24 protein-coding genes, 2 tRNA genes and 1 pseudogene are annotated in these 26,126 nt (G+C 54.2%); 13 read left to right on the forward strand and 14 right to left on the reverse strand.

The features are described from left to right. The first annotated feature begins 71 nt into the window (after positions 1-71). The 5 genes from H7U06_RS06225 to H7U06_RS06245 all read left to right on the forward strand — a co-directional run bounded on the left by H7U06_RS06225 (position 72) and on the right by H7U06_RS06245 (position 7,636). Positions 72-3,800 carry a hypothetical protein gene (locus tag H7U06_RS06225; protein WP_175625325.1) on the forward strand — a complete coding sequence of 1,243 codons (3,729 nt, stop codon included), beginning with the start codon at positions 72-74 and terminating at the stop codon, positions 3,798-3,800. A 323-nt stretch (positions 3,801-4,123) separates the two neighbouring features. Next, positions 4,124-5,290, forward strand: coding sequence for a tetratricopeptide repeat protein (locus tag H7U06_RS06230; protein ID WP_175625326.1), 1,167 nt, complete (start codon positions 4,124-4,126; stop codon positions 5,288-5,290). A 95-nt stretch (positions 5,291-5,385) separates the two neighbouring features. Then, positions 5,386-6,546 carry a murein L,D-transpeptidase family protein gene (locus H7U06_RS06235; protein ID WP_230089648.1) on the forward strand — a complete coding sequence of 387 codons (1,161 nt, stop codon included), beginning with the start codon at positions 5,386-5,388 and terminating at the stop codon, positions 6,544-6,546. Positions 6,547-6,796: 250 nt separating this feature from the next. Next, on the forward strand, positions 6,797-7,204 hold the full coding sequence (locus H7U06_RS06240) for a glycine zipper 2TM domain-containing protein (RefSeq protein ID WP_175625327.1): 408 nt from the start codon (positions 6,797-6,799) through the stop codon (positions 7,202-7,204). Between the two features lie 174 nt (positions 7,205-7,378). Beyond that, on the forward strand, positions 7,379-7,636 hold the full coding sequence (locus tag H7U06_RS06245) for a hypothetical protein (protein WP_230089649.1): 258 nt from the start codon (positions 7,379-7,381) through the stop codon (positions 7,634-7,636). 123 nt (positions 7,637-7,759) lie between these two features. Here H7U06_RS06245 and H7U06_RS06250 read toward each other — a convergent pair whose 3' ends face one another. The 3 genes from H7U06_RS06250 to H7U06_RS06260 all read right to left on the reverse strand — a co-directional run bounded on the left by H7U06_RS06250 (position 7,760) and on the right by H7U06_RS06260 (position 10,016). Continuing rightward, positions 7,760-8,146, reverse strand: coding sequence for a hypothetical protein (locus H7U06_RS06250; RefSeq protein ID WP_175625328.1), 387 nt, complete (start codon positions 8,144-8,146; stop codon positions 7,760-7,762). Positions 8,147-8,243: 97 nt separating this feature from the next. Next, positions 8,244-8,711 (reverse strand): universal stress protein, encoded by a 468-nt coding sequence (locus H7U06_RS06255; protein WP_175625329.1) that lies wholly within the window; start codon positions 8,709-8,711, stop codon positions 8,244-8,246. Positions 8,712-8,804: 93 nt separating this feature from the next. Further along, the gene (locus H7U06_RS06260; RefSeq protein WP_175625330.1) at positions 8,805-10,016 is read right to left on the reverse strand and encodes an MFS transporter; all 1,212 of its coding nucleotides are present in this window, start codon (positions 10,014-10,016) and stop codon (positions 8,805-8,807) included. Between the two features lie 347 nt (positions 10,017-10,363). On the opposite strand from H7U06_RS06260, the gene H7U06_RS06265 reads away from it, so the two are divergent. Further along, on the forward strand, positions 10,364-10,795 hold the full coding sequence (locus H7U06_RS06265; protein WP_175625331.1) for a hypothetical protein: 432 nt from the start codon (positions 10,364-10,366) through the stop codon (positions 10,793-10,795). A 291-nt stretch (positions 10,796-11,086) separates the two neighbouring features. Here the strand turns inward: H7U06_RS06265 and H7U06_RS06270 are convergent, their stop codons facing one another. The 6 genes from H7U06_RS06270 to H7U06_RS16300 all read right to left on the reverse strand — a co-directional run bounded on the left by H7U06_RS06270 (position 11,087) and on the right by H7U06_RS16300 (position 14,666). Then, positions 11,087-11,293: a DUF6494 family protein gene (locus tag H7U06_RS06270; protein WP_175625332.1), complete on the reverse strand. Its 207-nt coding sequence runs from the start codon at positions 11,291-11,293 to the stop codon at positions 11,087-11,089. 60 nt (positions 11,294-11,353) lie between these two features. Then, positions 11,354-12,016: a thiaminase II gene (tenA, locus tag H7U06_RS06275; protein WP_175625333.1), complete on the reverse strand. Its 663-nt coding sequence runs from the start codon at positions 12,014-12,016 to the stop codon at positions 11,354-11,356. 48 nt (positions 12,017-12,064) lie between these two features. Next, positions 12,065-12,763: a TenA family protein gene (locus H7U06_RS06280; RefSeq protein ID WP_175625334.1), complete on the reverse strand. Its 699-nt coding sequence runs from the start codon at positions 12,761-12,763 to the stop codon at positions 12,065-12,067. 39 nt (positions 12,764-12,802) lie between these two features. Beyond that, positions 12,803-13,132: a nucleotide pyrophosphohydrolase gene (locus H7U06_RS06285; RefSeq protein ID WP_175625335.1), complete on the reverse strand. Its 330-nt coding sequence runs from the start codon at positions 13,130-13,132 to the stop codon at positions 12,803-12,805. Between the two features lie 75 nt (positions 13,133-13,207). Beyond that, the gene (locus H7U06_RS16295; protein WP_254873154.1) at positions 13,208-14,089 is read right to left on the reverse strand and encodes a hypothetical protein; all 882 of its coding nucleotides are present in this window, start codon (positions 14,087-14,089) and stop codon (positions 13,208-13,210) included. Further along, positions 13,998-14,666, reverse strand: coding sequence for a carboxylesterase (locus tag H7U06_RS16300; protein ID WP_254873155.1), 669 nt, complete (start codon positions 14,664-14,666; stop codon positions 13,998-14,000). The genes H7U06_RS16295 and H7U06_RS16300 overlap by 92 nt, the downstream gene beginning before the upstream one ends. Positions 14,667-14,950: 284 nt before the next feature. Between H7U06_RS16300 and H7U06_RS06295 the strand changes: the two genes are divergently transcribed. From H7U06_RS06295 to H7U06_RS06305, 3 genes are all read left to right on the forward strand, one after another. Continuing rightward, complete coding sequence (locus H7U06_RS06295; RefSeq protein WP_175625336.1) at positions 14,951-15,157, forward strand: hypothetical protein; 207 nt, start codon at positions 14,951-14,953, stop codon at positions 15,155-15,157. Positions 15,158-15,353: 196 nt separating this feature from the next. Next, the gene (locus H7U06_RS06300) at positions 15,354-15,680 is read left to right on the forward strand and encodes a hypothetical protein (RefSeq protein ID WP_175625337.1); all 327 of its coding nucleotides are present in this window, start codon (positions 15,354-15,356) and stop codon (positions 15,678-15,680) included. A 1,106-nt stretch (positions 15,681-16,786) separates the two neighbouring features. Then, positions 16,787-18,733, forward strand: coding sequence for an autotransporter domain-containing protein (locus H7U06_RS06305; RefSeq protein ID WP_254873156.1), 1,947 nt, complete (start codon positions 16,787-16,789; stop codon positions 18,731-18,733). Between the two features lie 152 nt (positions 18,734-18,885). On the opposite strand, the gene H7U06_RS06310 is transcribed toward H7U06_RS06305, so the two are convergent. From H7U06_RS06310 to H7U06_RS06325, 4 genes are all read right to left on the reverse strand, one after another. Next, positions 18,886-18,961, reverse strand: a tRNA-His gene (locus H7U06_RS06310). A 107-nt stretch (positions 18,962-19,068) separates the two neighbouring features. After that, positions 19,069-19,923 carry a glutamate racemase gene (gene murI / locus H7U06_RS06315; RefSeq protein ID WP_175625339.1) on the reverse strand — a complete coding sequence of 285 codons (855 nt, stop codon included), beginning with the start codon at positions 19,921-19,923 and terminating at the stop codon, positions 19,069-19,071. A gap of 34 nt (positions 19,924-19,957) precedes the next feature. Continuing rightward, complete coding sequence (locus H7U06_RS06320) at positions 19,958-21,496, reverse strand: fumarate hydratase (RefSeq protein WP_175625340.1); 1,539 nt, start codon at positions 21,494-21,496, stop codon at positions 19,958-19,960. A gap of 25 nt (positions 21,497-21,521) precedes the next feature. Next, the gene (locus tag H7U06_RS06325) at positions 21,522-22,142 is read right to left on the reverse strand and encodes a YqhA family protein (RefSeq protein ID WP_175625341.1); all 621 of its coding nucleotides are present in this window, start codon (positions 22,140-22,142) and stop codon (positions 21,522-21,524) included. 189 nt (positions 22,143-22,331) lie between these two features. Between H7U06_RS06325 and acs the strand changes: the two genes are divergently transcribed. The 3 genes from acs (at position 22,332) to H7U06_RS06340 (ending at position 25,026) form a co-directional block, all read left to right on the forward strand. Continuing rightward, complete coding sequence (acs, locus tag H7U06_RS06330; protein ID WP_175625342.1) at positions 22,332-24,314, forward strand: acetate--CoA ligase; 1,983 nt, start codon at positions 22,332-22,334, stop codon at positions 24,312-24,314. 173 nt (positions 24,315-24,487) lie between these two features. Next, positions 24,488-24,578 (forward strand) — tRNA-Ser (locus H7U06_RS06335). Between the two features lie 163 nt (positions 24,579-24,741). Next, complete coding sequence (locus H7U06_RS06340) at positions 24,742-25,026, forward strand: Arm DNA-binding domain-containing protein (protein ID WP_175625343.1); 285 nt, start codon at positions 24,742-24,744, stop codon at positions 25,024-25,026. Here the strand turns inward: H7U06_RS06340 and H7U06_RS06345 are convergent. After that, positions 24,990-25,358 (reverse strand): annotated as a pseudogene (locus H7U06_RS06345) (helix-turn-helix domain-containing protein); the annotation flags it as partial. The gene H7U06_RS06340 and the pseudogene H7U06_RS06345 overlap by 37 nt on opposite strands. Before the next feature lie 144 nt (positions 25,359-25,502). Here H7U06_RS06345 and H7U06_RS06350 point away from each other — a divergent pair. Next, positions 25,503-25,934, forward strand: a complete 432-nt coding sequence (locus tag H7U06_RS06350) for an SRPBCC family protein (RefSeq protein ID WP_175625344.1) — start codon at positions 25,503-25,505, stop codon at positions 25,932-25,934. Positions 25,935-26,126 lie beyond the last annotated feature (192 nt).

Below are 26,126 nucleotides of genomic sequence, written 5' to 3' on the forward strand. Positions count from 1 at the left end.
AATGCTTATTAAGAAATTCCGGCGTAAACATACGAAAACAGCCGGAAACCTTATACAAACGGGGATCCACGATGGAAATGAACCAGGCACTGCGTAAAAATCTTTCACTGCAAGCGACGGCTGCAGAGAACGACGACGTCATAGACAGCACTATAGATGTGCCGAAAAGTGGCGCACGTGTCGGCGGCATGGATCTCAAGGCGATACGTGAAGCGATTGCACGGGTGGAAGCGGAAGCCAAGGCGACCGTAACAGCTGAAAACCGCGCCTATGCTGAAGCGCATGCCCGTTCGCTGGCCGAAGACCGCGTACAGACCGATGCGGCAGCCATCGCCGAAGCCAATAAACATGCACGTGCAGCCGAGGAAGCCATCGCTGCCAGCCGCGCCCGCCTGGAAGCGGAGCGCCAGGCACGTGCTGCGAGTGAAGCGCGCACCATCGCCGTCAACAAGGAAATCGCCGAACTGCGCGCCCGCACTGAAGCCGATACCCAATTGGGCATCATCGCCATAGGCCGCGCCAAGGCAGAACAACTGGCGCGCAAGCGTACCGTCGAACAAATCGCCGAAGAAAGTGAACTGAGCGCACGCGCAGCCGCTGCGGCTGAAAAACTCGCGCAAGAAACTGAAGACATGCGTCGCCAGGTAGCGGAACGTATTTCCGCCACTGAAATAGCAACCCGTGCCGCACAGGAAGATGCGGAAGAGCGCGCCCGCCTGGAGTCGCGTGTAGCGGAGCTGGCACGTGAACATGCACGCCGCGAAAAGCTGGCGCTGGAAACCAATAAATCGCTGCTCAGCACACGTCGTGATGCGGTCATTCTGAGCCAGCAACGCGAAGAAGCCGACAGCAAAGCGCTGGCCACCATGCTCAGCCGCGTACCGGCAGAAGTCCGCGCCCGTGAAGAAGCACTCTCACGTGCGGCAACCGAGCAGGAACAACACAACATCGCGCAAGCCCGTCTCGAATCCGAGCAGCGTGCACTGGAAGCGATCCAGATGCGTATGCAAGCCGAAACCGAAATGCAAGCGGCAGCGGCACGTCGTGAACACGTCGAAAAAATGGCGGCAGTGGCAGCCCAGTCGCGCCGTGAAGCGGAAGAACGCATCCGTGTTGCGACTGAAGCGCGTATCCAGGTTGAGAAAGAATTGCAGAATTCTGCCGTCGCTCGCGTAGAAGCTGAGCATCAGGCAGATGAACAGGTGCGTGCGCGCATCGCGGTAGAAGCGCGCGGTGAAGAAGAAGCACGCCAACGCGAAATTGCAGAGCAACAGGCGGTAGCCGCTGCTCGCGTACGTACCGAAGAAGAACTGCGTGCGCGTGAACTGGCCGAGCAGCGCGTCGCGATGGAACGTGCAGCAGCGTCGATGGCAGCAGCGCGTGCAGCGTCTGAAAAGGTCGCACTTGATCGCGCCGCAGAACGCCTGAACCTGCAACAACAATTGGCAGAAACCGCGTCGCAGAAAGCGGAAGAAGCGCTGGCTTTGGCGAATGCTGAACGTGAGCGTGCTGAAGCTGAGCAAGTTGCGCTGGCAGCCGTGCAAGCGAAGAAACAGGCGGCAGCGGCCGTTGCCGCCAGCATCGCGGCGAATGCAGAAGCGGATCAGGAACAAGCCACCTTGCTGCGTCTGAAAGAAGAAGCGGAGCAGCAAAACCTGTCCGCCAAGGAAGCCGAAAGCGCAGCCATCAAGCTGACGCTGGAACAAACCGTAGCCGAAGCCAACCACAAACGTGCAGCGGCAGACGCTGCGCTGGCAAAAGCACATGAAGCAGTGAAACTGAGCAAGTTGCAGGAACAACGTCTGCAGGACGAACAAAAAGCGCTGCAAGTCATGCAGGAAAAGCTGGCAGCTGAACGTGCGCACGCGGATGCAGTACAGCAGGAATTGCTCAGCCATCGCCAAAGAATTGCAAAAGAACGGGTCGCAAAAGCAGCATCTGAAGCACGTGACCGCGCAAATCAGGAAAGCGCAGCCCTGCTGGAAGCGCAGGCGCAAGCTGACCAGGAATTGCGCGCCGCCCATGAAGCGGAACAAATGGCGCAACAGCATGCATTGGCACAAACCAGGGCGCAAATAGAGATGCAGCGCAAGGCAGCTCGTGCCGAGCTGGAAAAAACCCGTCAGATGGTAGAGCTGACACGCGCTGAACGCGAACGTGCCGAAGCTGAAGAACTGGCCGTGCAGGCGCTGGAAGAAAAGCGCCAGATCGAAGCCGCTGCGCAAGCGGAAGCAGAAGCACGTACAGCAGCAGAACTGCAGAACATGGAAATGCTGCGTGCACGTGAACTGGAAGAGCGAAAAATTCGTGAGGCCAGCGAAGTGGAATGCGCTGCTACCCGCACCGCGCTGGAACAAACCAAGGCACGTGCCGAATTCCAGCAAGCCGCCGCACTGGCATCCGAGCAGCGCGCAGCGCAGGCGCTGGAACTGGCACAGCAAGAGCAGGCACGCAGCGCCGCCGAGCAGCAAGCGTTGGCAGCGATGCAGCAAAAGCTGGCGCTGGAACAAAAAGCACGGGTAGAAGCGGAAGCACGCATCCTGCTCGAACACGAGCAAGCGCATACCTTGCAAGCACGTAGCGCAGCGGAAGAGGCATTGCGTGCATCCAGCGCTGTGCGCCTGGCCGCAGAAAAACAAACACTGGAAGCTGCCGAGCAACAGGCTGAGCTGCAGCGCAAGGCAGCGGCCGCTGCTGAAGTAAAAGCGCAGCAGGCACAGGAACTGGCGAAGACAGAACGCGAGCGCGCCAATCTCGAGCAGCAGGCGATGAACGCGATCGAGAAGAAATTGCAAGCCGAGCAGCAACGGGCACAAGCAGCTGCGTCCTTGCTGCAAGCAACACAGGAAAAAATGCAGGCCGAGCAGGCTGCGCTGGCAGCAGCCGAAGCACGCGCGCGTGCTGAACAGGAGCAAACCGGCATCCTGCGTAGCCGTGAACAGGTACAAGCGGCATTGCGTGCTGCGACCGAAGCCGCGATTGCGGCCGAGCAGGAAGCACTGGAAAAGGAGACGCAACAAGCTGAAGCACAACGCCTCCTGAGCGAGCTGGCAGAACGCAAGGCGCAAGAAGCCCGTGAGCTGGCAGAAATCGAAGCACAACGCGTCAGCGCCGAACAACTGGCGCTGGAGCTGCTGCAGGAACAACAGCAACTGGAATTGCAAAAAGCAGAAGCCAGCGAAATCGCGCTGACCGCGATGCAAGAAAAGCTGCAAGCTGAACAACGTGCCTGCACCGAAGCCGAACAAGCAGCGATTACAGAACTGGAAGTAGCCGAACTGGCGCAGCAGCGTCTGGCAGCAGAAACCGAAGCGCGCCTGGCACAGGAAGCACAACTGGAAGCTGAACGCATGGCGCTCAGCTATGCACAGGAACAGGCAAAGTCGGCTGCTGCTGCGCTGGAACTGTCGAAAATCAATCAGGCCCGCCTGGAACGCGAACAAACTGAAGCACAAGCAGTGGCGCATGAACTGCTGCAACGTATCAGCACCCAGGGCGAGCAAAACGAAGAATGGCGCATGCGTGCCGAGGCAGTACTGGCAGAATCCATGGTTGCCTTGCCGGTCAAATCACGCGCTGGTGCGTGGATGGCGGTAGCGGCAGGCTTTGCCCTCTGTGCCGGCCTCGCAGTGTGGGCGGTGCAGGGAAATGGCTTGCAAATGCTGGGCGCCAAACCTGTGGCGGCACATACTGTAGCTGCGCCACTGGCCAGCAACGCGGTGGCAGAAGTGGCGGCACCGGTCGCCAACCTGCAAATGTCGTATGCATTGACCACGCTGCCTGCGGCACCGACCAAGTAATTTCTTGAAAACAGGCGCAGGAATATAAAGCGGCACAGTTCGTATAGGGAGAGTCAGGGGAGGAGAGGAGATACAGCCGTATGCTGTATCTCCTTTTTTATTGGCGAGCGCCATACCTGGCGGCATTCTCTACCGTGCTTGCAGTTGTAAATTAGTAGCGCTAAATCGCCACACAGCCCGAAATTGAGCATCATCCCGTCCAAACGCCCGTTAACGTAGTCAGGCAGCCACATTTCCTTATAGCAATCGATAGTGGAAGCTGAGCGGTTTGTCGTACTATATCGGCTGTGCGCATTTACCCCACAACCATAATAAGGAAAACCATGTTCTTTGCGTCGCGTCGCATCCCTCATTCAGGCCTACGCCACGCGTTGAGCCGTGCCCTCGTCTCTATCGGTTTTGTTGCAGGTTTTTATGCTTCTTCGGCGATTGCTGATGAGTTGTCGGATGTGTCCCAGTTATTGCGTGCCGGCCAGCATGCACAGGCGTTAACGAAGGCCGATGCCTTCCTTAGCAAGAATCCGCGTGATGCGCAGATGCGCTTCCTGAAAGGCGTGATCCTGACCGAGCAAAACAAGTCGGCAGAAGCGATCACGATTTTCACCAAGTTGACAGAAGATTACCCTACGCTGCCAGAGCCATATAACAACCTGGCGGTGCTGTACGCGTCCAGCGGCCAATACGACAAGGCACGTACCGCGCTGGATATGGCGATACGTACCAACCCGACTTACGCCACTGCGTATGAAAACCTGGGTGACGTACATGCTAAATTGGCAAGCCAGGCCTATGACAAGGCTTTACAACTCGATAACAACAATACCGCAGCTAAATCCAAGCTGACGATGGTGCGTACCCTGGTCGGTAATACCACAGGCGGCACCAATCCTAAAGTAGCGGTAGTGGCGGCAGCGCCGACTCCGGCACCAGCGCCAATGCGTGCGGAACCGGTGAAACCGGAGCCTGCTCCTAAGCCGGTAGTCAAGGAAACACCTAAGGTAGAAGCCAAGCCGGAAGTGAAGCCTGATCACAAGGCTGAGCAATTAGCAGAACAAAAAGCAGCTCAACTGGCCGCGCAAAAAGCCGCCCAGAAAGCAGAAGCAGACGCCAAGCGTGAAGCCAAGGCCAAAGCGAATGCGGCTGCCGAAGCTGAGCGCGAACAAGTCATGAGCGCGGTGAACGCATGGGCCAAGGCCTGGAGCGCACGTGATGTGAAGGCTTATCTGAATGCCTACGCCAGCGACTTTGTTTTGCCACCAGGCCAGTCGCGCAAGGACTGGGCAGATGAGCGTCGTGCCCGGATTGAAGACAAGGGGCGCATCAGCGTGAAGATAGAAACACCGCAAGTCACCGTCAGCGGCAACACAGCTACTGTAAAATTCCGTCAGATTTACGATTCTGATCGTACCAAAGCCAATAGCCGCAAAACCCTGGTCATGACCAGGCAAGGCAATAAATGGCATATCAAGCAGGAGCGTTCGGGTAGCTGATGGTTTGTTTGTGCACACAATTGCGATTTATCGCACGTCGTATCGGATATAAGGCAAGTAGTTCTGCTTTAGGCTTGGTAGTCGCCGCCAGTGTTATGGCGACACCGGCCTGGGCCAATGGCAGCAAGCCAGGCGTACCGGCGCGCCTTGATCCGGAAATCATGCTGATCGATGTTTACAAGGCATTGGCGGCAAATCGTTTGCGTGATGCACAAGCCAAAGCGGATGCACTGGTAGCGGCTTATCCTACCTTCCGTCTCGGCCATCTGGTGCGCGGCGATCTGTTGTTGTTGCACACACGTCCTATCAAAACCTTTGGCGCCGCACCGAATGCACCAGCCGACAAGCTGGATAATTTGCGTGATGAAGCGATCGTCCGCCTGAAGTCGCTGCGCGAACGTCCGGACCCGGACATGATTCCGCGCGCCATCCTGCAAATGCGTGAAGACCAGAAGAATATTCTGCTGGTTGATGCCAAGCGCTCGCGCCTGTATGTCTATCAACGTGCCAACGGTCAATTCAAACTGACCAGCGACTACTACATTAGCCAGGGCCGGCTGGGAGTTAACAAATTCAAGGAAGGCGACCAAAAGACGCCGCTGGGTGTGTACTACATCACAGCACGTTTGCCGGGCGCACGTCTGCCGGAGTTCTACGGTCCGGGTGCATTGCCTATTAATTATCCGAACGAATGGGATAAGGCGAATGGCCGTAGCGGTTCCGGGATCTGGTTGCACGGGACACCGTCCGATAGTTACAGCCGTCCACCGCTGTCATCCGATGGTTGCGTGGTGTTGACGAATCCTGATCTGAAGGAGTTGTCTGCTTCGGTCGAGATCGGCAATACACCGGTCATCATTAGTGAAGACCTGAAGTTCGTCAGCAAGGCGAAATGGGAAGCGGATAAACAGGCTGCCAACAAGATGCTGGAAAGCTGGCGCGCTGATCTGGAAACCACCAATCCTGAATTGTTGCGCCGTCATTATTCGCGCAACTTCAAAGCAATGCGTGGACAGAACCTGAATAACTGGCTGGATAAAGTGCAGCAATCCAATCTGGGTGCGCGCAAAATCAGCGTGAACTTGCGTGATGTGACACTGTTCCGTTATCCGGATCAGAAAGACCAGAAAGAATTAATCGTTGCTGCTTTCACGCAGGAAGCGACGATAGGCAAGGGCAAGCACGTTACGCGCAAACGCCAGTACTGGGCGAAAGAAGGCGCGCAATGGAAGATTGTTTCCGAAGTTAATCTCTGATCTTCATTTTGTTGTCCTGCTGAATTAAATACAGATGCAATACTTGCATCTGTCATCACACTTCCCCCCGTATCACTCTGCAAACGCCAGGCCTTAGCGTCTGGCGGCAGAGCTCTGTCTTCATACATCTTTACAATTGTAAAAGACTATTTCCCTCGTGGATTTTACGCAGGCGATCTATATAGTGATTCCATGGCGAAGCGATTATTGAAACCAAATCTGGTTTCCGCGACGGATAAAAGGAAACGCTATGTTGCACAAGAAACTGATCGGTATTGCCCTGATAGCGACTGCTGCAGTGTCGACCACTGCCTTTGCAGACAATCGTGGCGTCAACACGGCACTCGGTGCTGTGGTCGGTGCCGTCATCGGTAACAGCATAGGTGGACAGGATGCAGCGATCGTCGGCGGTGTACTCGGTGCGGTAGTCGGCGCGAGTGCTTCTTCCGGCCATCGTGATGATCGTTACTACGGTCGTCAGCCACAAGCGTATTACCAGCCGCAGCAACAACATTACTATCGCCCGGCACCGGTGTATCAACGCCCTTACTATCGCGACGGCTACGCCCAGCGTGATGCGTATCGCGGCCAGTATTACCGTGGCAATGAGCGACGTGTGGACTACGAACCGTATGGACGTGATTACTATCGTCGCTAAGTCGTAGGAATAAATGCAGGCAGCGGCGTACCCGATAGCGCCGCTGTAAGCTAAAGCAAGGATGGCTTTTCAGTAGCACTTCCATGCGAGCGAGATAAATATCGGACTGAGGGCAAAGGCGACACATACGCTGCAATGCTCTCTACACAAGAGGTTCGAAGAAAGGTGGTTACGATGAAATCAATTACACCAGGCATGGCGAAACGCCTCACAATTTCGCTGGTAGCGCTAGCCGCACTGGGTGGTTGTGCGGTAGTGCCTTATAACGATGGTTACTACGCGCAACCAGGTTACGTTGCCGCCCCGGTTTATGCTGCACCGGCACCTGTGTATGTGACGCCGTCGATTAACCTCGGTTTCCAGTACCGGTCGCGCGGCTATTACGGCCACGGCCCACGCTACTACGGTCACGGTTATCGTGGCTGGAGGTAAGCTGCAGACCAACTATGCCCAAGCAAAGTGCTGACGCAATAAAAAATGGCTAGCCTGAAAAGCTAGCCATTTTTTTATTTGTGCACGTTATCGTCAAATAATCGCGGTACCAACTAACGATGATTAACGATGACCGTGGTTGCCGTGCGGGCCGTGACCACGTGGACCCGGGTTACGGTAATGCGGACCATAGTATGGGTAGTAACGCGGTGCACTGCGATAAACGATCACAGGAGGCGGTGCGTAGTAGACAGGTGGTGGCGGTTGATAAACCGGTACCGCGCTGCCATACACTACTGGTGGTGCATAGTAGTTGGAGTAGTTATTCATCGGCGGTGCATAGTACATCGGTGGTGGCGCATAGTAGCCGTAGCCACCATAACCGCCGCCGCCCAGGCCGACGCCGACATTCACCGACCAATGGCCGCCGCCCGCCATTGCCGGTGCCGCAGCCAGCAAGGCTGCGCCTGTTATCAGGCCGGCAAGGGAAAGCTTCACTATATTTTTCATGACTATCTCACTGATGATGATGGTATTTAACGCCTAATCGGGGCGTCCTGCCACAGCGATTTGGTAAAGACTGTAACAAGATGTGTCACCGTCCGCTTTAAGCTTTTACCGGTTCATTCGGATCGCTGGCAACCAGCAGGCTGCAGCGGATTTTTTCTACCAGCAAGGCGTCGGTAGAGCCGCGCCACCAGCGCATGGCCAGTGATTGCTGACGGGAATGACCGACGATCACCAATTCTATGCCCAGCTTATCTACCAGGTCTGAAATCATCGGTACCGGTTCACCTACTTCCAGGTGAGTCTGCACGGTCAAACCGGCATCGCGCAGATAATTCAGGCCGATGTTCAGCTCATCTTCCATTTTTTGTCGCTCCGCCGCGATTTCCTCTTCGACGCCGAGCATGGAAACCATCGCATATTCACCGATGACGACGGATTGAGGCGGACTGACGACGACCAGCAAATGCACTTCAGTAGCAGGAGTCGGCGCCAGCCTTACACATTCTTGCAAGGCGGAACGGCTTTCGGGTGTGCCATTGTAAGCGACCAGAATTTTGCGATACATATAGCCTCCTGATTAGCGATAGTGTGCACTATCAGTATATCGCTAACGACAGTTGCCGCAAGAAAATCGCTGGCGCGGCGCATGGCCGCAGCCTCAGTTCTTGGCGGCCTTGAGGCGACTGAAATTGAGTCCGGTCAGCAATACGCCGATGGCGCCTATGCAAATAACGGTGGTGGTGCCCATCAAACCAACCATCAAGCCGGCAATACCGACACCGACTGATTGCCCCATATAGAAGCAGGATGCAAAGGTGGATACGGCCGCACCGCGTCGTTCGGGCGCCATTTGGGTGGCATTGATCTGCAAGGTATTGTGCAGCATGTAGAAACCCAGGCCGGCAGCGAAGCAGCCCGGTATCGCCCACCACCAGACCGGTGCCAGTCCGATGGTCAGGAAGGATGCGGCAATCACGATGCAGCCCCAGCGCGCCAGACCTTTTTCACCAAGGTTACGCACCAGCTTGCGTGAGGTGCTGGCATACAGCAGGCCACCGAGGCCAAACAGCATCACCAGCGACGCGGCATTGGTCAGTGACAGATGGTGCACGTGGTGCAGATGGGTGGCGATAAACGCAAACGCACCGTACAGGAAGCCGCCTTCGAGGAATACCGTAAACAGAACCACGCGCGCCCATGGCGTCGACAAGACCTGCTTGAATTCATTGATCATGCGGCGTATCACAGCGCCTTCTGCCTTGTGTGTGGTCAGCGCATAGGCGGGCAGGCGGCGATTGTAGGAAAACAATGTAATGCTGATCAGCACGAAACATGACGAAATGCTGAAAAACGGCACGCGCCAGCTCAGATAGTCGGCTGCCAGGCCGCCGAACAAGACCCCGGCGGAAATCCCGACAATCTGGCCGATCAGGAATTGCGCCAGTACCGGCTGCCTCTCGTCATAGGGTACGACGTCGCCTATCCAGGCCATGGACAGCGGAATGATGGCTGCCGCCGTCGCACCAGCCAGGAAGCGTGCGACCAGCAGCAGTGGATAGTTGGGCGCCAGCGCACACAACAATGAAGTCAGCGCGCAGGCGACGCAGGCACAGGCGACCACGAAATACTTGCCGAAGCGGTCGCCGACCGGGCCAAAGAATAGTTGTGAAATACCGTAGGCGATGGAAAACGCGGTAATGACGTAGGAAACATTCCCGAGTGAAATGCCAAATTCCTGCGACAGCCGCGGCAGCAGCGGATCGGTGACACGCAATGAAATCGCGCTGCCGAAGGCGGCCAGTGAAAGGGCGGGAATAGCGAGTTTGGGGATGGGCGCAGTGGTCTTAACAGCTGTTTCGTCGTTAGGCATGGTGCGATGTTGAGTTAGTCCTGACTCACAAGCCTACAGGAAATTGCGCGCGTATTTGTTTGATGAGTGTGAAATTACCAAAAGACAACAGCAGGGTTGACAGCTGTCTTTAGATGGCATCTGACATATCGCATTTATGGCAGGAAGTTTGCATTTCTTCATCTTTTCCTACACGAACTTGCGCTTCTGTCCTATATGAGCTGACCTTGCCCACAGCTACGATACTCATACCCTGCTGCAGATTCTGTAAACGTCAGTCAACGGCGGGGCAGGGACGGTGCAGCATGCGGGTGTTCTGAATATGACATAAGGATTTAGATATTAAATAAATCAGATCAGAGGCGATCATGTCCATTCTTCCAAGCACAGCAGACGACACATCGACAATGTTCAAGCAAATTATCGCCGAACGTCTGGGCGATATCGAATGGCCAGGCTACGTGAATATGCGCCATGAAATCGTTGAACATCAAGCTGAACGCACTGAAAAAATCCTGAAACGAAAACGAATGGAAGCACTGCGTTACCTGGGAAATAAAATCCAGAACGAAGGCTATGCATACAACAAAACAGAACCCAGCATCTTTACGCCTGAGTTCGTGCACGCATTGGGTGAGGAAAATTCCCTGCAGAGGAATAAACGTAATCCATGGTTGGGAAAGAAGCAAAAGATGAGCCGAGACAGTAGTGAAAAGACATGGCATGCACATGCCAATATTTTGGCTTTCGGGCCGCAGATTACCGTAGGTAGCGATCAGATTATCAGCACCTTGCCGTGATTCTGTGACACCCATTTTTTGAATCGAGAACCCACTATGAGAAAACTTCACTACACGCTGTTGGTATGCGCAATCACCGTTATCGGTGGCTTATTTATGATCACGCATGCACGACAGGCCGCAGCTGAGAGCAATCCTGGGCATTTTGCAGAGCAGACACAAATCAATGAATTGGTCAGTATCGCGATCCCGCCGTACAAGTGGTAAGTATCACAGCAGGGTAGGCAGAAATTAAAAAACGGATGTGCAGTGATGCACATCCGTTTTTGTATGGTGGCTGCTTACTAACTCTTATTGCAGGCGTATCTCGCCATCAAAGCTGACGTTGAGCTTGATCCCTGCAACGTCCAGCGTCACCTTGGCAGGAAAGGATTCCGTGCCTTTAATGCTGCCATCAGCGATCGCGGCAGCGACTGCCTTCTCGATTTCATGCTGTGAGCTGACGCCCACCATTTTCAAAAACTTGCGCATGCTGAGGTTGAAATTTTCTTCGTCCATGGCGATCTCCTGTCAGGTGATGGGAAACTAAGTACCAGCTAAGTATCAGACTACACTAATTCAGACCGGCCATTGCTCCAGACGGTAAGCCGAATCCCAGAACATCCATTCCAGCTTGGCGGCATGCGTATAGGCAATATGCATCTCCTCACGTGTTTCTTCGCTGGCGACAGCAGCAACGCGATCCACGGTGGCGATTACTTCACGTACCAGCGTATGGAATTCATCGCCAGCGTAGGTGGCAATCCAGGAGTCGTAGGGATTGTTCTTGGCGGCACGACCGATGATGTCGCGACCGACTTCGGCGTAAATCCAGAAGCATGGCAATAAACCAGCCAGCGCTACCGGATAGGATTTGCTCCATGCATTGGCCAGCAGGAAGCTGCTGTAGTGGTGCGTGGCTGGCGACAATGGTGTGGCAGCGAAGGTCTCCGCACTGACGCCGAATTGCTCCATGAAATCCTCATGCAGGCTGCGCTCCACCACGACCGCACCGTGGGCGGCGCTGGCGAATTGCACCACTTCGTCGGCATTGTCAGCCTTGGCGGCGGCGACCGCCAGTGCGCGACCAAAAGCGACCAGGTAGTGCGCATCCTGGATCATGTAATGACGGAAACGTTCTTGGCTCAGGGTGCCGTCAGCGAGTTCCTGATTGAATGGCATGGTGCGGATTGTTTCAAACAAGGCCGCATTCTTTTTCCAGATTTCAGCAGTAAAAGACATGGTCTTCCTTATAACGGGGTTGCCCGCAACGCATCAGCGGGCGGTGGTTCAAGAATATTGGAGTGGGCTGTAGACGTGATCGAAGAAGTCACGTTCCAGTTTGACGGCGCGACCAAACATGTCGGCGCTGCGTGCCTGTCCGTCGGCATCCAGCGCTGCGCCGGTACGATCCAGTTCGGAGCGCAACCAGCCTATGAAGTCAGCGAAAGCCGGATTGTTGTGCAGCGTAATCCACTCGGCGTGAATGAAGCGCGGTGGCAATGGGGCATCCGGACGATCAGCCCAGCTCAGGTACAGCCACTCGGCAACCACCAGCACCGACAAGCACAGTGGATAGATTTGACTCTGCGCTGCTTCCGTCATCAAATCCTGGAAAGCCTTGGTTTGCGGCGTCAGTTGAGGTGCATTGCGATGTTTAGCCGGGAGGCCGAGTTCATCGAATGCGCGCAGGAAGTAAGTGTTTTCGTCGCTGGTAATCATGGCGGTAAAGCGTGCCAGTCGTACGCGTGATTCAAAGCGATCAGCGCTGGCAATCGCTGCACCCAGCAAGGCGACAAAGCGATCAATGAATTGATAGTCCTGTACCAGATAGTGTTGCAGTACATCGGTAGCGACGCTGCCTGCAAACAGTTCATCGATGAAACGGTGATTGATGGCGGCATCCCAGTTGTCCTGGTTTTGTTCACGCAACCATTCGGTAAAAGTCGTAGCGGGATTTTTTCTGGAGTTGAAAGGTGTATCTGTCATGGGAAATATCAGGATGATTCAAAACGTAGGTGACGGCTGTTACAGCGGCGGATATTTTTGTGCGTTCATTACCAGCTTGTCCTGGATCGCAGCGTTCAGGTCTACCTTCAATACCGAAGCCAGGCGTATCAGGTACAAGGCGACGTCGGCCAGCTCCTGTCGCACGTGCTCGGCGGTTTCCGGCGCTTGCGCGACGTGCCAGGAGTCTTCTTCACTGCGCCACTGGAAAATTTCAACCAGCTCGCCGACTTCACCTGTCAGCGCCATCGCCAGGTTCTTCGGTGAATGATGTTGGCGCCAGTTACGCGCTTCGGCAAATTCTTCCAGCACCTGTTCCAGTGCCTTGGTGTCGATCAGGGTTTGCGTCATGATAATGCAGCTCGGTGAAGATCCTCAGTGTGGACCAATACGCAATGATAGCCTAATGGCCGGGCTAGTCCTCAATCAGTGCTTATCCGGCAGACTTAAACCTTCGTCTATGCGCCCCATCATGTAGGGAAAGAAGGGATTCGACATCAGGCGCGTCAGCGCATCCTGACTGACGATAAGGGCGCCGCGCTCGCCACGTATCGCCATTGCACCCAGATTCACGCCGAAGTCATCGCTATTATCCGGTTGCGTGCCATACAAGGGATCGCTGAGCGGAAACGGCAGGGCCAGGTGCGACAGTGAAAACACATCGGCCGGGAATGCCAGATCCAATGCGCGCCGTTGTTCATTGCTGCTCTTTGCTGCTGTGCTCAGTTCCTTCACATCACGCGTATCGCTGCCTGCATTCGTAATCACGGTAGATGTGAAATTGCGCGGTGCCGGTGGCAACAAGCGATCTGCCTGCAAATGATTACCGGAACGCAGCAAGGGGCCAAACTTGATATAGCGATTCAAATCGAATAGCACCAACTCGCTGCCATTGTCGGGCAAGCGTGCATACAAACTATTGACGACTGAACGTGTACTGACGGTGTAGTCGACGATGGACTGGAAGGTGAGTATCGGTGGCAGTTGTTGCAGGCGTCCTTCTTCACGCACGATATGTGCTTGCAGATTGCGCGTCAGTAAAGACGATTGACTCGCCGCATTTACAGGGAATGAATTGTATTTGAATGGATTGAACTCGGGCACGATATCCAGCCACGCAGCTTTGGCAAAGGCCGGGAAAATCTTCGGCCAGCCGAATACACCTGCAAAGCGCGCCAGCTCCGTCACACCTATCATGGGCGCAATCAAAATTACCCTATCGGGTCGCGGCAACTTCGCATCGTCCAGTGTTTCCAGCGTGTACTTGAGCGCCAGTGCGCCACCATTGGAGTAACCGACTATCTGCAAGGGCAGGGGGGGCAGGTACGCGGCGTCGCGCTTCCTGCACTGCCAGATGCGTCGCCGCCAGCCAGTCTTGCCATTCAACATCTGTCAATCCTGCCGGTACGGTACCGTGACCCGGCATGCGTATGGCAACCACGACGTAGCCGCGTTGCTGATACAGGTTGGCGATATGACGCAGGCTGTATGGCGCATCGGTCAGTCCATGTAAGAGCACGACTGCACCACGTGGGCTACCTTGTGGCTCCAGCAGGAAGGAGCGATTCCAGTCTTGCTTGAAATGTCCCGGGTAGATCGGACTATCGGTGTAGTAGCGATTGCCGGGTACACGTACATCTGCTTCCAGCTTGTCGGTGACTTCTCTTTTGACTTCATCGAATACTGCATTTTCAGCAGCGATATACGCAACCCAATCTGCTTGTGCGATTTCCTTGCGCGACATCTCATGCGGCACATGTGTATGCCAGAGTTGCAGTGATGGTCCACCATGTACGTCATAAGCACGTACTGCGAGTACGGTGATGAGTACCACGCTGATGATGAGTACAGACAGTTTTAATAACTTGCGCAAGCAAGGTTTCATCTTTGTTTCTTTCTTATGGTTCGCGCACCTGATTGCACATGATTTTTGTTGCAGCACACACATCATATGACTACACAATATACGTAGAAACCGCAGCCGTATTGGGATAGCGCGGAGGTGAGGCTAAGTGGATTCCACAATTTACCATTTTCTTAACATCTCATATATTCGCATCAGAGGCTTCAGTGGCGTATGCAATGTTCGTCGTGTAAGTACGCGTGGCAGACGCGGGTGTTAGCGTGCGTTTGCAAATACATAGAATCATTTATCCAGAAGGAAGAGCAATGACTAAAGCATTATTCGCAGCATTCGCATTGGCTATGATGTTGGCTGGTTGTGGCGCAGAAAGCCACACACCTGCAGCGCCTGCAGCACCAGCAGCAGAAACAACAAGCGCAGATCCAGCAGCTCCACTGAGCGCTGAAGAAGCTGAAAAAGAAAAAATCCGCAAACAAAATGCTGCTGCTGAAGCTGCATTGTCCGGTCACTGATCTGTATCAGATCGTGTAAAGAAAAAGCCGTCGCTTGCGACGGTTTTTTTATGCGCGCTGCCGATTAACACCTGAATTCACGCCGGGCGTGCATAGCCTGACAGCTTAGGTACAATATGTCCTCAAGGCGAAAGAAAAAGTCCTCCGCGACTGCTGCTTTGAAAAGTGAATTTAACCGACCTTTTTGGAAGTGAAAATGAATTTAGCAGAGATAGTCAGCCAGTTCGAATCAGGCGAAGCAGGTACCGATGCGTATGTTGAGTTGCGCGCGCAATGCCTGCCATTGATAGAAAAAGATTCCGCTAACGCCGCCGCTTATTTCCTGATCGCGAACTTCGCCCGTTCCTACGTCATGCTGTACGAAGAAGAAGCCGTGACGGTAGAAGTCGCCCGTAAAGCCAAGACCGCGATGCTGGATTACCTGCACCGCATCGTCGCGGCACAGGGTGGTAACGCAGAAGTGCGCCTCGCGGCCATCAATGCAATTGCAGTCGATTACCTGCATAGCGACAAAATTTTTTAATTATATTTTTCTCGAGCTGGAAAATCGTAGCTTACAACTACACATGATTTCTTTGCGCCTGTAAGTATCCAACAGTGCTTTGCGCGAGCATGCTTCATTGATCAATGAAGCATGCTCGCGTCTTTCTTATGTCCGCGCTCAATTTTTCATGTATGCGTATCTCCCTGAAGATTATCGGGATGATGGTTCAAAAATAATACAACTTCCGATATTTCCAGCATTTCTTTCCCTATGCTTTCTCCGAGAGCATAGCGCGTCTACCGAAGTCGGCAGTAGTTCGCTTGGTCTGATTGCACCTGTGTACCAATGCCGTCATAAGGGCAGTGTGGCCGCGCCGGACAAGCGTCGGTACCGGTACAAATCACGGCCAGTAATGGTGACCGCGAGACGTTTCAATTGATGGCGACTTCACCGCCCGGTAATTTCACACTCACGTCCTTGCCGGTGCAAGAGGGTGTAACGGTTAACGTTGGCAGCGGTCGCCTCGAACTATCCGGTGCGACGAGTTACACCATTGCATATCGCGGTGCTAGCGGGGCAGAGGTCTTCAAGCCATTTACAGTAGTGCCTTGAAAACGGCTGCTTGATCCATGCAATATGATTTTTTCGCGAGTGTCCGGGAAGTTGAATCTTGATTGTGGCGGGGTAGGCTTGGGATGGTGTGATCTTGCTTTATTTGTTTGTTGAAGCAAGGGCAGATTCTGCACCATTGAGACTCGACTTCCTGGCATCAGACTTATATCAAAACAAGATTTGTCTTACCTTGGTCTAATAAGCACATGCAGGGCTATAAAAAGCTGTTTTTTACACTATGTAGCGCGCAATCAAACTTCCTGCCGGCTGTTAGCATTTGTTTGCTTTTTGTTGGGACGATTATCCAAAATTAGGAGATTCGTACAATATTTTTGTTTGTTCATTTTCTATGCTCGCGCCAACGTTGAATCGTTGCACATGAAATCAGGGTGATTTCACATTCGAGCATAGGAGAGAGTGATATGAGTTTTAGTGGCGGTGCGCAGAGCGGGCTTAAAGTTATGCCTTTCGCGACAGTTATATGCCTGTTTTTAGTGGCTCTGGCCACATCTCAGCAGGCAGCGGCAACGGATTTGATTGATCTGGCGGACCAGGGCATAGGTGCTGGTTCGTCGGTTGTCAGCGGTGTCAATACCGACGGTAATGTCGTAGTGGGTTTTGTCCGCAGGGGCGCTTATTATCGCGCCTTCCGCTGGAATGCGTCGAGCGGCAAGATTGATGATATCGGGACTTTGGGCGGGGTGTTTTCCTTGGCTAACGGTGTCAATGCCGCGGGTGATGTGGTGGTAGGAGAATCGGATACCAGTGCTGGTGTGACGCGTGCCTTCCGCTGGACAGCAGCCGATCAAAAGATGACTGATCTCGGTACTTTGGGTGGCAGCTTATCTGCTGCCTATGCAGTCAATGCGGCCGGCGATGTGGTGGTCGGTGGTGCCAACACAAGTAGCGAAGAGCGTCACGTTTTCCGGTGGACGGCAGCCGATCAAAAAATGACTGATCTGGGTACATTGGGTGGGACAGAAGCCAATGCCTTTGCCGTCAACAAAGTCGGCGATGTGGTGGTCGGTACTTCGAATCTCAGGGGTGATGCCGCTTATCGTGCTTTTCGCTGGACGTTCGCCAGCGGAACAATGGATGACCTCGGCACTTTGGGTGGTAGCAATTCGGAAGGGATAGCTGTCAATGCTGCCGGCGATGTCGTTGTTGGTTATGCCGATTATGTGGAGAGCATCAACGGTGTTCCGGGCGTCAACAATGGATTTCGCCATGCTTTTCTATGGACAGAAGGCAGCGGCAAGATGCAGGATCTCGGTACGCTGGGTGGCAATAACTCCACGGCCAGAGGCATTAATGACATCGGCGACGTGGTGGTCGGTGAATCCGAGATCAGCAGCGGCGCTGTCCGCGCTTTTCGCTGGACCGAGGCCGGTGGTATGCAGACCATTGAGGATTGGCTGATAGCCAATGGCGTCAAGGTCGTGCACTTCAATACCCGTGTCGCGACCGATGTCAACGCGGCAGGTGATGTAGTGGTCGGACAGCTTGATAACGGCCATGCTTTTATCGCCCGTGCCACCTCCGGCCTGATCGATGTGCCAGAGTTCAACGCAGGCTTGCAGAGTGTTGCCAACTCAGCCTTGCTCGGGGCAAAGGATGCCGATGTCTTGCATGGTGCCCATGGCAGTCCCATGCGCTCCTTGTTGCCGGTAGGGCGAGCCAATATATGGACCGCCGGCGATGTCGGACGGCAGGAGCACGATGCTTACAGCAGCAAACAAGGTCTGGCTGAAGTCGGTTATGGCTATCGTCCGACACAAGCGATGCAGTTCAATATTGCATTGGGTCGTACCTACAGCAGCGCAAATACCGGCTTGGGTGGTGATACCAAGGCACGCAGTACTTATCTATTACCCGAATTGATCCTGTGGCTGCCGAATAGTGCCATGCTGGCTACCGTCAGCGCTTACTACGGGCAGGGTGATTTGCGGATAGATCGTGCTTATCGGAATGCCGGTGTATTGACACATGCTTACGGTAATCCGGATACGGAAACAGCAGGCATACGGCTGCGGCTGGACTGGATGGATGCGATCAGCGCAGGCAAGACGCGCCTGACGCCCTACACCAGCCTGACGTATATGAAAACGCGGATGGATGGCTATACGGAGCAGGGAGATGGCTTTCCCGTGTTGTGGAACAAGCGCACGGAAAATGCGACCACCGCGCATATAGGCGTGGATGCAGTACATTCAATCAGCCCGACGGTCACCGTGCTCGGTCGCCTGGAAGCTGCGCATCGCTTTGAAAGCCAGGCCGCGACAGTCAGTGGTGTACTGCTCGGAGCGGGCGGAGGCGCTTTTGCTTTTCGCGGACATGATTTGAAACGGAACTGGCTGCGCGCCGGGCTCGGATTGGAAGCCAAAGTCGGTGGCGGTATCGCGAATGTGATGTTAAATGCGAGTACAGAAGGTGAAATGTCGACTTACTGGCTGGCGGCCAGTTATCGCTGGGTCTTTTAATAGTGTATGGATGGCATCTTGCGCAAATGATCGGATGTAGATTTTTGCGCAAGAAATATCCAACAAAGACCATTGTCCTTGTGCATTACTTTACGAATTTGGGGGGAAGCGTGTTTTCAGCGAGGGACTACATGCTGATGTATGGGGTTCAGTGGGGTGGCTGATGGGGCTCGAACCCACGACAACAGGAATCACAATCCTGGACTCTACCAACTGAGCTACAGCCACCACTGATTTACAACGATCTGCCTTGCAATGTTCTGCAGGACAGCTGCGCATTATACAAAATTCATACGCAGCTGGCAAATCAATTCAAGAAATCAGCTGAATTTTTCTTAAGCCGCTGTTTTGGCGGGCATTTCCGTCACGGTCGGGTGCTGGTTCAGCAGATTTGCGAAGGCATTTACCAAAGCTTCGAGGCTGCCGGTGGTAAAGGCTTGCAGTGAGCCAGGCGCGGTTTCAAAGCGTTGCAGGCCACGTTGTTGCAGCAGACGCTCAAGCTGACGTGACACAGCTTCACCGGTATCGATGATGGTGACCGGTACAGCGCTCTCGCGCTGCGCAATGGCTTCTATAGTCGGCTGGACGAAAGGGTAGTGTGTGCAGCCCAGCGCCAGTGTATCGGCACCACCGCGTAGCAGCGGCGTGACATAGCGCTCCAGCATGGCGACGGTTTCTGGCGTATCCAGCTCGCCTTTTTCGATTTGTTCGACCAGGCCGACGCAGGCTTGCGTCAGGAAACTGATACCGGTAGTGGTGCTGATCTGGTCACGCAGCGCGATGAAGCGGCTGCTGGCGAGGGTGCTGGCGGTTGCCAGTACGCCAGCTTTGCCGCTTTTGCTGAACACGGCGGCCGGCTTCAGGCCGGGTTCGACACCGACGATGATCAGTTTTGGATAATGCTGGCGCAGTGCTTCGATCGCCGCTGCCGTCGCGGTGTTGCAGGCGACGACAATCGCCTTGATGTTTCTGGTCGAGAGGAAGGCAGCGATATCCAGCGTGCGCTCTATGATCGCGGCATCTGATTTGCCGCCGTACGGCGCATGGCCGGAATCAGCAAAACACAGCAAATGCTCGGATGGCAAACGCGCCTGGATGTGGCGCAATACTGATAAGGCACCGACGCCCGAATCGAAGATTCCTATCGGCGCGTCGGCTGCAACTGGGTCAGGATAAGCGGAAAAGCTCACAGTATCGTTCTGCTCTCTATGTGAATGTGCCGGATCAGACTGCAGAAACAGGAATCTCGTTCAATCGGATCTTCTCGATTTTTTCTTTCCATTCCTTAGGCCCGGTGTTGTGCACCGAAGTACCGGTGGAATCGACTGCGACCGTGACAGGCATGTCCTGCACATCGAACTCGTAAATCGCTTCCATGCCCAGGTCCTCGAAGCCGAGTACCTTGGCGTTTTTAATTGCCTTCGATACCAGGTAAGCGGCACCGCCGACCGCCATCAGGTAAGCCGATTTGTGCTTCTTGATTGCTTCAATCGCGGTCGGGCCACGTTCGGCCTTGCCGACCATCGAGATCAGGCCGGTTTGCGCCAGCATCATTTCAGTGAATTTATCCATGCGGGTCGCAGTGGTCGGACCGGCCGGACCAACGACTTCGTCACGCACCGGATCAACCGGGCCGACGTAATAAATAATGCGGTTGGTGAAATCGACCGGCAGTTTTTCGCCTTTGGCCAGCATGTCCTGTATGCGTTTGTGTGCGGCATCGCGACCGGTCAGCATCTTGCCGTTCAGCAGCAGGGTTTGGCCTGGTTTCCACGACGCGACTTCTTCCTTGGTCAGGGTGTTCAGATCTACGCGTTTCGATTGCTCGGTATCTGGCATCCAGTTGACTTTAGGCCAGTCGGACAGCGCAGGCGGGTCCAGATAAACCGGGCCGGAGCCGTCGAGTACGAAATGCGCATGGCGTGTCGCCGCGCAGTTCGGGATCATGGCGACCGGTTTCGATGCTGCATGCGTAGGGTGCATCATGATCTTCACGTCGAGCACAGTGGTCAGGCCGCCCAGACCTTGTGCGCCTATGCCCAGCGAGTTGATCTTGTCGCACAGCTCGATACGCAATTCTTCTGTCTTGTTTTGCGGGCCGCGTTTTTTCAGCTCGTACATGTCGATGTCTTCCATCAACACTTGTTTCGCCATCAGCATCGCGCGTTCAGCGGTACCGCCGATACCTATACCCAGCATGCCTGGCGGGCACCAGCCTGCGCCCATCAGTGGCACGGTTTGCATGACCCAGTCGACCAGCGAGTCGGATGGATTCAGCATGACGAACTTGGTTTTATTCTCCGAGCCGCCGCCTTTGGCTGCGACTTGTACATCGACCGTATTGCCCGGTACCAACTCCACGTGCACCACGGCAGGGGTGTTGTCCTTGGTGTTTTTACGTTCGAAATGCGGATCTGCGACGATGGATGCACGCAGCGTGTTATCCGGGTGGTTATAGGCCTGGCGCACGCCTTCGTTGACTGCGTCGGTCACCGAGCCGGAGAAGCCTTCAAAGCGCACGCCCATGCCCACTTTCAGGAACACATTGACGATGCCGGTATCCTGGCACAGCGGGCGTTTGCCTTCGGCACACATGCGCGAGTTGGTCAGGATCTGTGCAATCGCATCCTTCGCTGCCGGGCTTTGCTCCGATTCATATGCGCGTGCCAAATGCTGGATGTAATCCTGCGGATGGTAGTAGCTGATGTACTGCAAGGCTGCTGCAACGGATTCGATTAAATCGTCTTGTTTAATGATGGTCATGGCAGTGTCGGCTAGAGAAAGAGGATTAATGGGAGTCGCTGATGGCGGCAGTCTGGGCCATGATGCGATCGCTGTAGGCAATCGCCATGGCGGACAACAGGAACACTATATGTATGCCGGTTTGCGCCAGCAAGGTCTTGGTATCGTAAGCGGCAGCGTTGATAAAGGTTTTCAGCAGGTGGATCGATGAAATACCGATGATCGCAGTTGCCAGTTTTACTTTCAGTACGGATGCATTTACATGTGACAACCATTCCGGCTGATCCGGATGGCTTTCCAGGTTCATGCGTGAAACAAAGGTTTCGTAACCACCGATGATCACCATAATCAGCAGGTTGGAAATCATCACCACGTCGATCAGGCCCAATACCACCAGCATGATAGTCGTTTCATTCAGCTTGCTTGGTTTGGCTGCGCCCGGGATCGCCACCGCGTCCAGGATGTGCTGCAAAGAATCAGGATTGCCGAGTACGGCGCCGATCAAATCAGATAATTCGACCCAGAAATGAAAAACATAGACGCATTGCGCCAAAATCAGACCCAGATACAATGGCAACTGTAGCCAGCGCGTCATGAAAATAAGTCTCGCCAGCGGCGGTATAGGCTGTTTTGTTGGCAATTCGTCAGTAGATACAGATGGTTTCATGAGATGCGTTGGAGTAACTAGGGATAAAACGGAAGTCTGCATTTTACACGTGCAGGCCGTTTTCCTGTGCGGTACGGGTCGCCGATTTCAGCTTGTCGGAGCCTGACCACGAGGTCACAATCGTGTAAGGCTTCAGTAAGCGTAAAAGCATATTGTGAGTAACAAATAAAATCCATATTGGAGGGGACAATGTCCAGCATCGAGAGCTTCAAACAAGAGGAGCGGGTATTCAATCCGCCTGCAGATTTCGTAAACAATGCCGCCATCAGCGGCATGGATGCGTATAACGCTCTATGTGCTGAAGCCGCGGAAGACTACGAAGGATTCTGGGCGCGCCTGGCGCAACAGAACGTCATCTGGAGCAAACCTTTCACCAAACGACTCGACGAGTCGAATGCGCCTTTCTATAAATGGTTCGAGGACGGCGAACTCAACGTCTCCTACAACTGCCTGGATCGTCACCTGACCAACGGTAACGCCGACAAAGTCGCGCTGATCTTTGAATCGGACGACGGCAAGGTGACACGTGTCACTTATAAAGAACTGTACGAACGCGTCTGCAAATTTGCCAACGGCCTGAAAGAACTGGGCATACAAAAAGGCGATCGCGTCATCATCTACATGCCGATGTCGGTCGAAGGTGTCGCCGCGATGCAGGCCTGCGCCCGCATAGGCGCAACGCACTCGGTCGTATTCGGTGGCTTCTCGGCCAAATCGCTGCAGGAACGCATCATCGATGCGGGTGCAGTCGCCGTGCTGACATCTGATTACCAGGTACGTGGCGGTAAAAACCTGCCACTCAAAGCCATCGTCGACGAAGCGCTTGCGCTCGGCGGCTGTGACACCATCCGTAAAGTGGTCGTCTACAAACGCACCGGCGGTGACATCAACTTCGTCGCAGGCCGCGACATCTGGTTGCACGAGCTGGTAGAGAAGCAAGCAGCAGAATGCGCACCGGTAGCAGTCGGCGCCGAGCATCCCTTATTCATCCTCTACACATCCGGCTCCACCGGCAAACCAAAAGGCGTGCAGCACTCGTCTGGTGGTTATTTGCTGTGGGCGATGCTCACCATGAAGTGGAGCTTCGACATCAAGCCGGACGATGTCTACTGGTGTACCGCCGACATCGGCTGGATCACCGGCCACACCTACGTCACCTACGGTCCGCTGGCATGCGGCGCGACGCAAATCGTATTCGAAGGCGTGCCTATGTTCCCGAACGCAGGTCGTTTCTGGGACATGGTGCAAAAGCACAAAGTCACCATCTTCTACACCGCGCCTACCGCCATCCGCTCGCTGATCAAAGCGGCTGATGCAGATGCGGCCGTGCATCCAAGCAAATACGATCTATCCAGCCTGCGTTTGCTGGGTTCGGTCGGTGAGCCTATCAATCCGGAAGCATGGATGTGGTACTACAAAAACATCGGCGGCGAACGCTGCCCGATCGCCGACACTTTCTGGCAAACAGAAACCGGCGGCCACGTCATCTCGCCTATGCCGGGCGCGACACCTATGGTGCCGGGTTCCTGCACCTTGCCGTTGCCAGGTATCGCAGCGGCAGTAGTGGATGAAGCAGGGCATGACCTGGCGAATGGCAAAGGCGGCCTGCTGGTCATCAAACGCCCATGGCCATCGATGATCCGTAACATCTGGAACGATCCTGAACGCTTCCAGAAAAGCTACTTCCCGCATGAGCTGGGTGGCGGTACCTATCTGGCAGGTGACGGTGCGATCCGTAATGAAGAAACCGGTTACTTCACCATCACTGGTCGTATTGACGACGTGCTCAACATCTCCGGTCACCGCATGGGTACGATGGAAATCGAATCAGCGCTGGTTGCTAATCCTATCGTGGCCGAAGCTGCAGTCGTCGGTAAGCCGGATGAAACCACAGGTGAATCCATCTGCGCTTTCGTGGTTCTCAAGCGCTCACGTCCTAGCGGCGACGAAGCCAAGCAAATCGCCAAGGAATTGCGTGACTGGGTAGCCAAAGAAATCGGCCCTATCGCCAAGCCTAAGGAAATTCGCTTCGGTGACAACCTGCCGAAAACCCGCTCGGGCAAAATCATGCGTCGCCTCTTGCGCGTATTGGCCAAGGACGAAGTCATCACGCAGGATATTTCCACTCTGGAAAACCCGGCGATCCTTGAGCAACTCAAGCAGGCACAGTAAAAACAGCAGTAAAAAAGACTACCGGTAGTCGCCAAAAAAGCCGTCGCAGCTAGCCGCTGCGGCGGTTTTTTTATGGGGGAAGGGGCGGGAAAGCAGGAAAACGGGCATTTTTCAGGAAAATTTTGCTATAATCAGCGGCTTCGCTAAAAAGCAGTCCGCGAAGACCAGATTCAGGAGAGATGGATGAGTGGTTTAAGTCGCACGCCTGGAAAGCGTGTGTAGGTTCATAGCCTACCGGGGGTTCGAATCCCCCTCTCTCCGCCAGAACCATGTTTTAAGAAGTGCAAAGAAGTTTAAAAAACCCGCGTGTAGCCAAGAGCTGACGCGGGTTTTTTGTTTTGTGGCGTTCGAGGAAGTTCATTTACTTCCGACAAAATAGGGGGTATTTTTCGGGGTACTTTTTTATAAGCCGATTATAGATACCCCTATGCCGTTGACTGACACTGTTTGCCGTAATGCGAAGCCCAAAGATAAACAATACAAACTGACCGACAGCGCAGGTATGTACCTTTTGGTGAAACCGAACGGTGGTCGGTATTGGCGAATGAAATACTATTTCGGCGGTAAAGAGAAGTCGCTTGCCTTGGGTACTTATCCTGACATTTCGCTAGCCGCTGCAAGAGAAAAAAGAGAAGCAGCACGAAAGCAAGTCATCGGGGGAGTTGATCCTTCGCATGTTGATTTGCTCGCAGAATTGACCCTCTCCAATTGATCCACCTTCCATTGTCTAGCGAAGGCTGCAACCCGATCATACGAACCTTCAAATCCCAAAGCACATAGGTCGATGTGCATCTGTTTCAAAGTCCGTCGTTGCTTCCGAGACTTCGCTGCCTCGGTCTTTAACCAGGCTGAAAGCTTGAACGCATATTTGTCGAGAGATGTTGGGGAACGTCGATCAGCATAGGCCGGCTCGACAATTTCCGAGCGTAGATAACGTCTGACGGTATTTCGGGAGATACCCAGTCGTTTGGATATTTCCCTCAATGAGACCTGGTCACGAAGGTGCCAGCGTCGAATAATTCCAAGTAAAGCCACGTCGATCACTCCATATCTCCTACTCACTTTGGTAAGTAGGATTGTGTTCTAAACGTGGGTCAGTTTTGGATGCAAATTATGCGGCTAAGTGGGTCAGTTTTCGACGCAAATCAACACCCACCACGTATAAACCAGTCAGGAGCCACTCCAGTCATGCAAATCGAAGAACGCATCCAAATCCCCGTCCCGCCTTCGATAATCGACGAGATATGGAGCGAAGTCGATCGCTGGCATCTGTGGGATCCAGACACCAAACAAGCCCACCTAGATGGCCCATTCGCAGTCGGCACCAAAGGCCGTATCGTTCCCAGCAAAGGCATGGGCGTTGCGATGGTCGTTACTGAGCGTACGCCGGGGCGATCGTTCACGGTAGAGGGTTACATTCCGCTGTTCCGCATGCACTTCGAACATACGGTCACTCCGATCGAAGGCGGCTCGGAAGTCCTGCACCGCGTCTGGTTCACAGGCGCGCTGGCTTTTCTGTTTGGCCCTGGCGTTATTAAACAGTTGAAAACAGGATTGCCCCGAACCCTGTTATCGCTGAAGGCTTATGCCGAGAAGCGCCACCAACTCACCCAACAGTAATACTGCCGTATCCGGCACTTAAACATCACTACACAAAGTTACCCGTTTAACCCAAGCCCGGTAAAACTCTAGTTTGGCGTATATTGAATTTCAAATGGCGCGATCGGATGGTTGGCCTTGCCGCATGTGGGATCAGAATGTCTGCAGAAATTGCTTGATCGAGCAATCCCGTGTTTAAGGCTAACCGTGAGC

The sequence above is a fragment of the Herminiimonas sp. Marseille-P9896 genome (genome assembly GCF_903993245.1).
Taxonomy (GTDB): Bacteria; Pseudomonadota; Gammaproteobacteria; order Burkholderiales; family Burkholderiaceae_D; genus Oxalicibacterium; species Oxalicibacterium contaminans.

What these genes read in the sequence shown, in the direction of transcription:
- H7U06_RS06250 (WP_175625328.1), bottom strand. Translation starts at nt 8,146, where the DNA reads ATGAAAAATATAGTGAAGCTTTCCCTTGCCGGCCTGATAACAGGCGCA.
- H7U06_RS06225 (WP_175625325.1), top strand. Translation starts at nt 72, where the DNA reads ATGGAAATGAACCAGGCACTGCGTAAAAATCTTTCACTGCAAGCGACG.
- H7U06_RS06270 (WP_175625332.1), bottom strand. Translation starts at nt 11,293, where the DNA reads ATGGACGAAGAAAATTTCAACCTCAGCATGCGCAAGTTTTTGAAAATG.
- H7U06_RS06280 (WP_175625334.1), bottom strand. Translation starts at nt 12,763, where the DNA reads ATGACAGATACACCTTTCAACTCCAGAAAAAATCCCGCTACGACTTTT.
- H7U06_RS06235 (WP_230089648.1), top strand. Translation starts at nt 5,386, where the DNA reads ATGGCGACACCGGCCTGGGCCAATGGCAGCAAGCCAGGCGTACCGGCG.
- H7U06_RS06350 (WP_175625344.1), top strand. Translation starts at nt 25,503, where the DNA reads ATGCAAATCGAAGAACGCATCCAAATCCCCGTCCCGCCTTCGATAATC.
- tenA (WP_175625333.1), bottom strand. Translation starts at nt 12,016, where the DNA reads ATGTCTTTTACTGCTGAAATCTGGAAAAAGAATGCGGCCTTGTTTGAA.
- H7U06_RS06320 (WP_175625340.1), bottom strand. Translation starts at nt 21,496, where the DNA reads ATGACCATCATTAAACAAGACGATTTAATCGAATCCGTTGCAGCAGCC.
- H7U06_RS06230 (WP_175625326.1), top strand. Translation starts at nt 4,124, where the DNA reads ATGTTCTTTGCGTCGCGTCGCATCCCTCATTCAGGCCTACGCCACGCG.
- H7U06_RS06240 (WP_175625327.1), top strand. Translation starts at nt 6,797, where the DNA reads ATGTTGCACAAGAAACTGATCGGTATTGCCCTGATAGCGACTGCTGCA.
- H7U06_RS06285 (WP_175625335.1), bottom strand. Translation starts at nt 13,132, where the DNA reads ATGACGCAAACCCTGATCGACACCAAGGCACTGGAACAGGTGCTGGAA.
- H7U06_RS06260 (WP_175625330.1), bottom strand. Translation starts at nt 10,016, where the DNA reads ATGCCTAACGACGAAACAGCTGTTAAGACCACTGCGCCCATCCCCAAA.
- H7U06_RS06325 (WP_175625341.1), bottom strand. Translation starts at nt 22,142, where the DNA reads ATGAAACCATCTGTATCTACTGACGAATTGCCAACAAAACAGCCTATA.
- H7U06_RS16300 (WP_254873155.1), bottom strand. Translation starts at nt 14,666, where the DNA reads ATGAAACCTTGCTTGCGCAAGTTATTAAAACTGTCTGTACTCATCATC.
- H7U06_RS06255 (WP_175625329.1), bottom strand. Translation starts at nt 8,711, where the DNA reads ATGTATCGCAAAATTCTGGTCGCTTACAATGGCACACCCGAAAGCCGT.
- H7U06_RS06245 (WP_230089649.1), top strand. Translation starts at nt 7,379, where the DNA reads ATGAAATCAATTACACCAGGCATGGCGAAACGCCTCACAATTTCGCTG.
- H7U06_RS06265 (WP_175625331.1), top strand. Translation starts at nt 10,364, where the DNA reads ATGTCCATTCTTCCAAGCACAGCAGACGACACATCGACAATGTTCAAG.
- H7U06_RS06340 (WP_175625343.1), top strand. Translation starts at nt 24,742, where the DNA reads ATGCCGTTGACTGACACTGTTTGCCGTAATGCGAAGCCCAAAGATAAA.
- H7U06_RS06295 (WP_175625336.1), top strand. Translation starts at nt 14,951, where the DNA reads ATGACTAAAGCATTATTCGCAGCATTCGCATTGGCTATGATGTTGGCT.
- acs (WP_175625342.1), top strand. Translation starts at nt 22,332, where the DNA reads ATGTCCAGCATCGAGAGCTTCAAACAAGAGGAGCGGGTATTCAATCCG.
- H7U06_RS06300 (WP_175625337.1), top strand. Translation starts at nt 15,354, where the DNA reads ATGAATTTAGCAGAGATAGTCAGCCAGTTCGAATCAGGCGAAGCAGGT.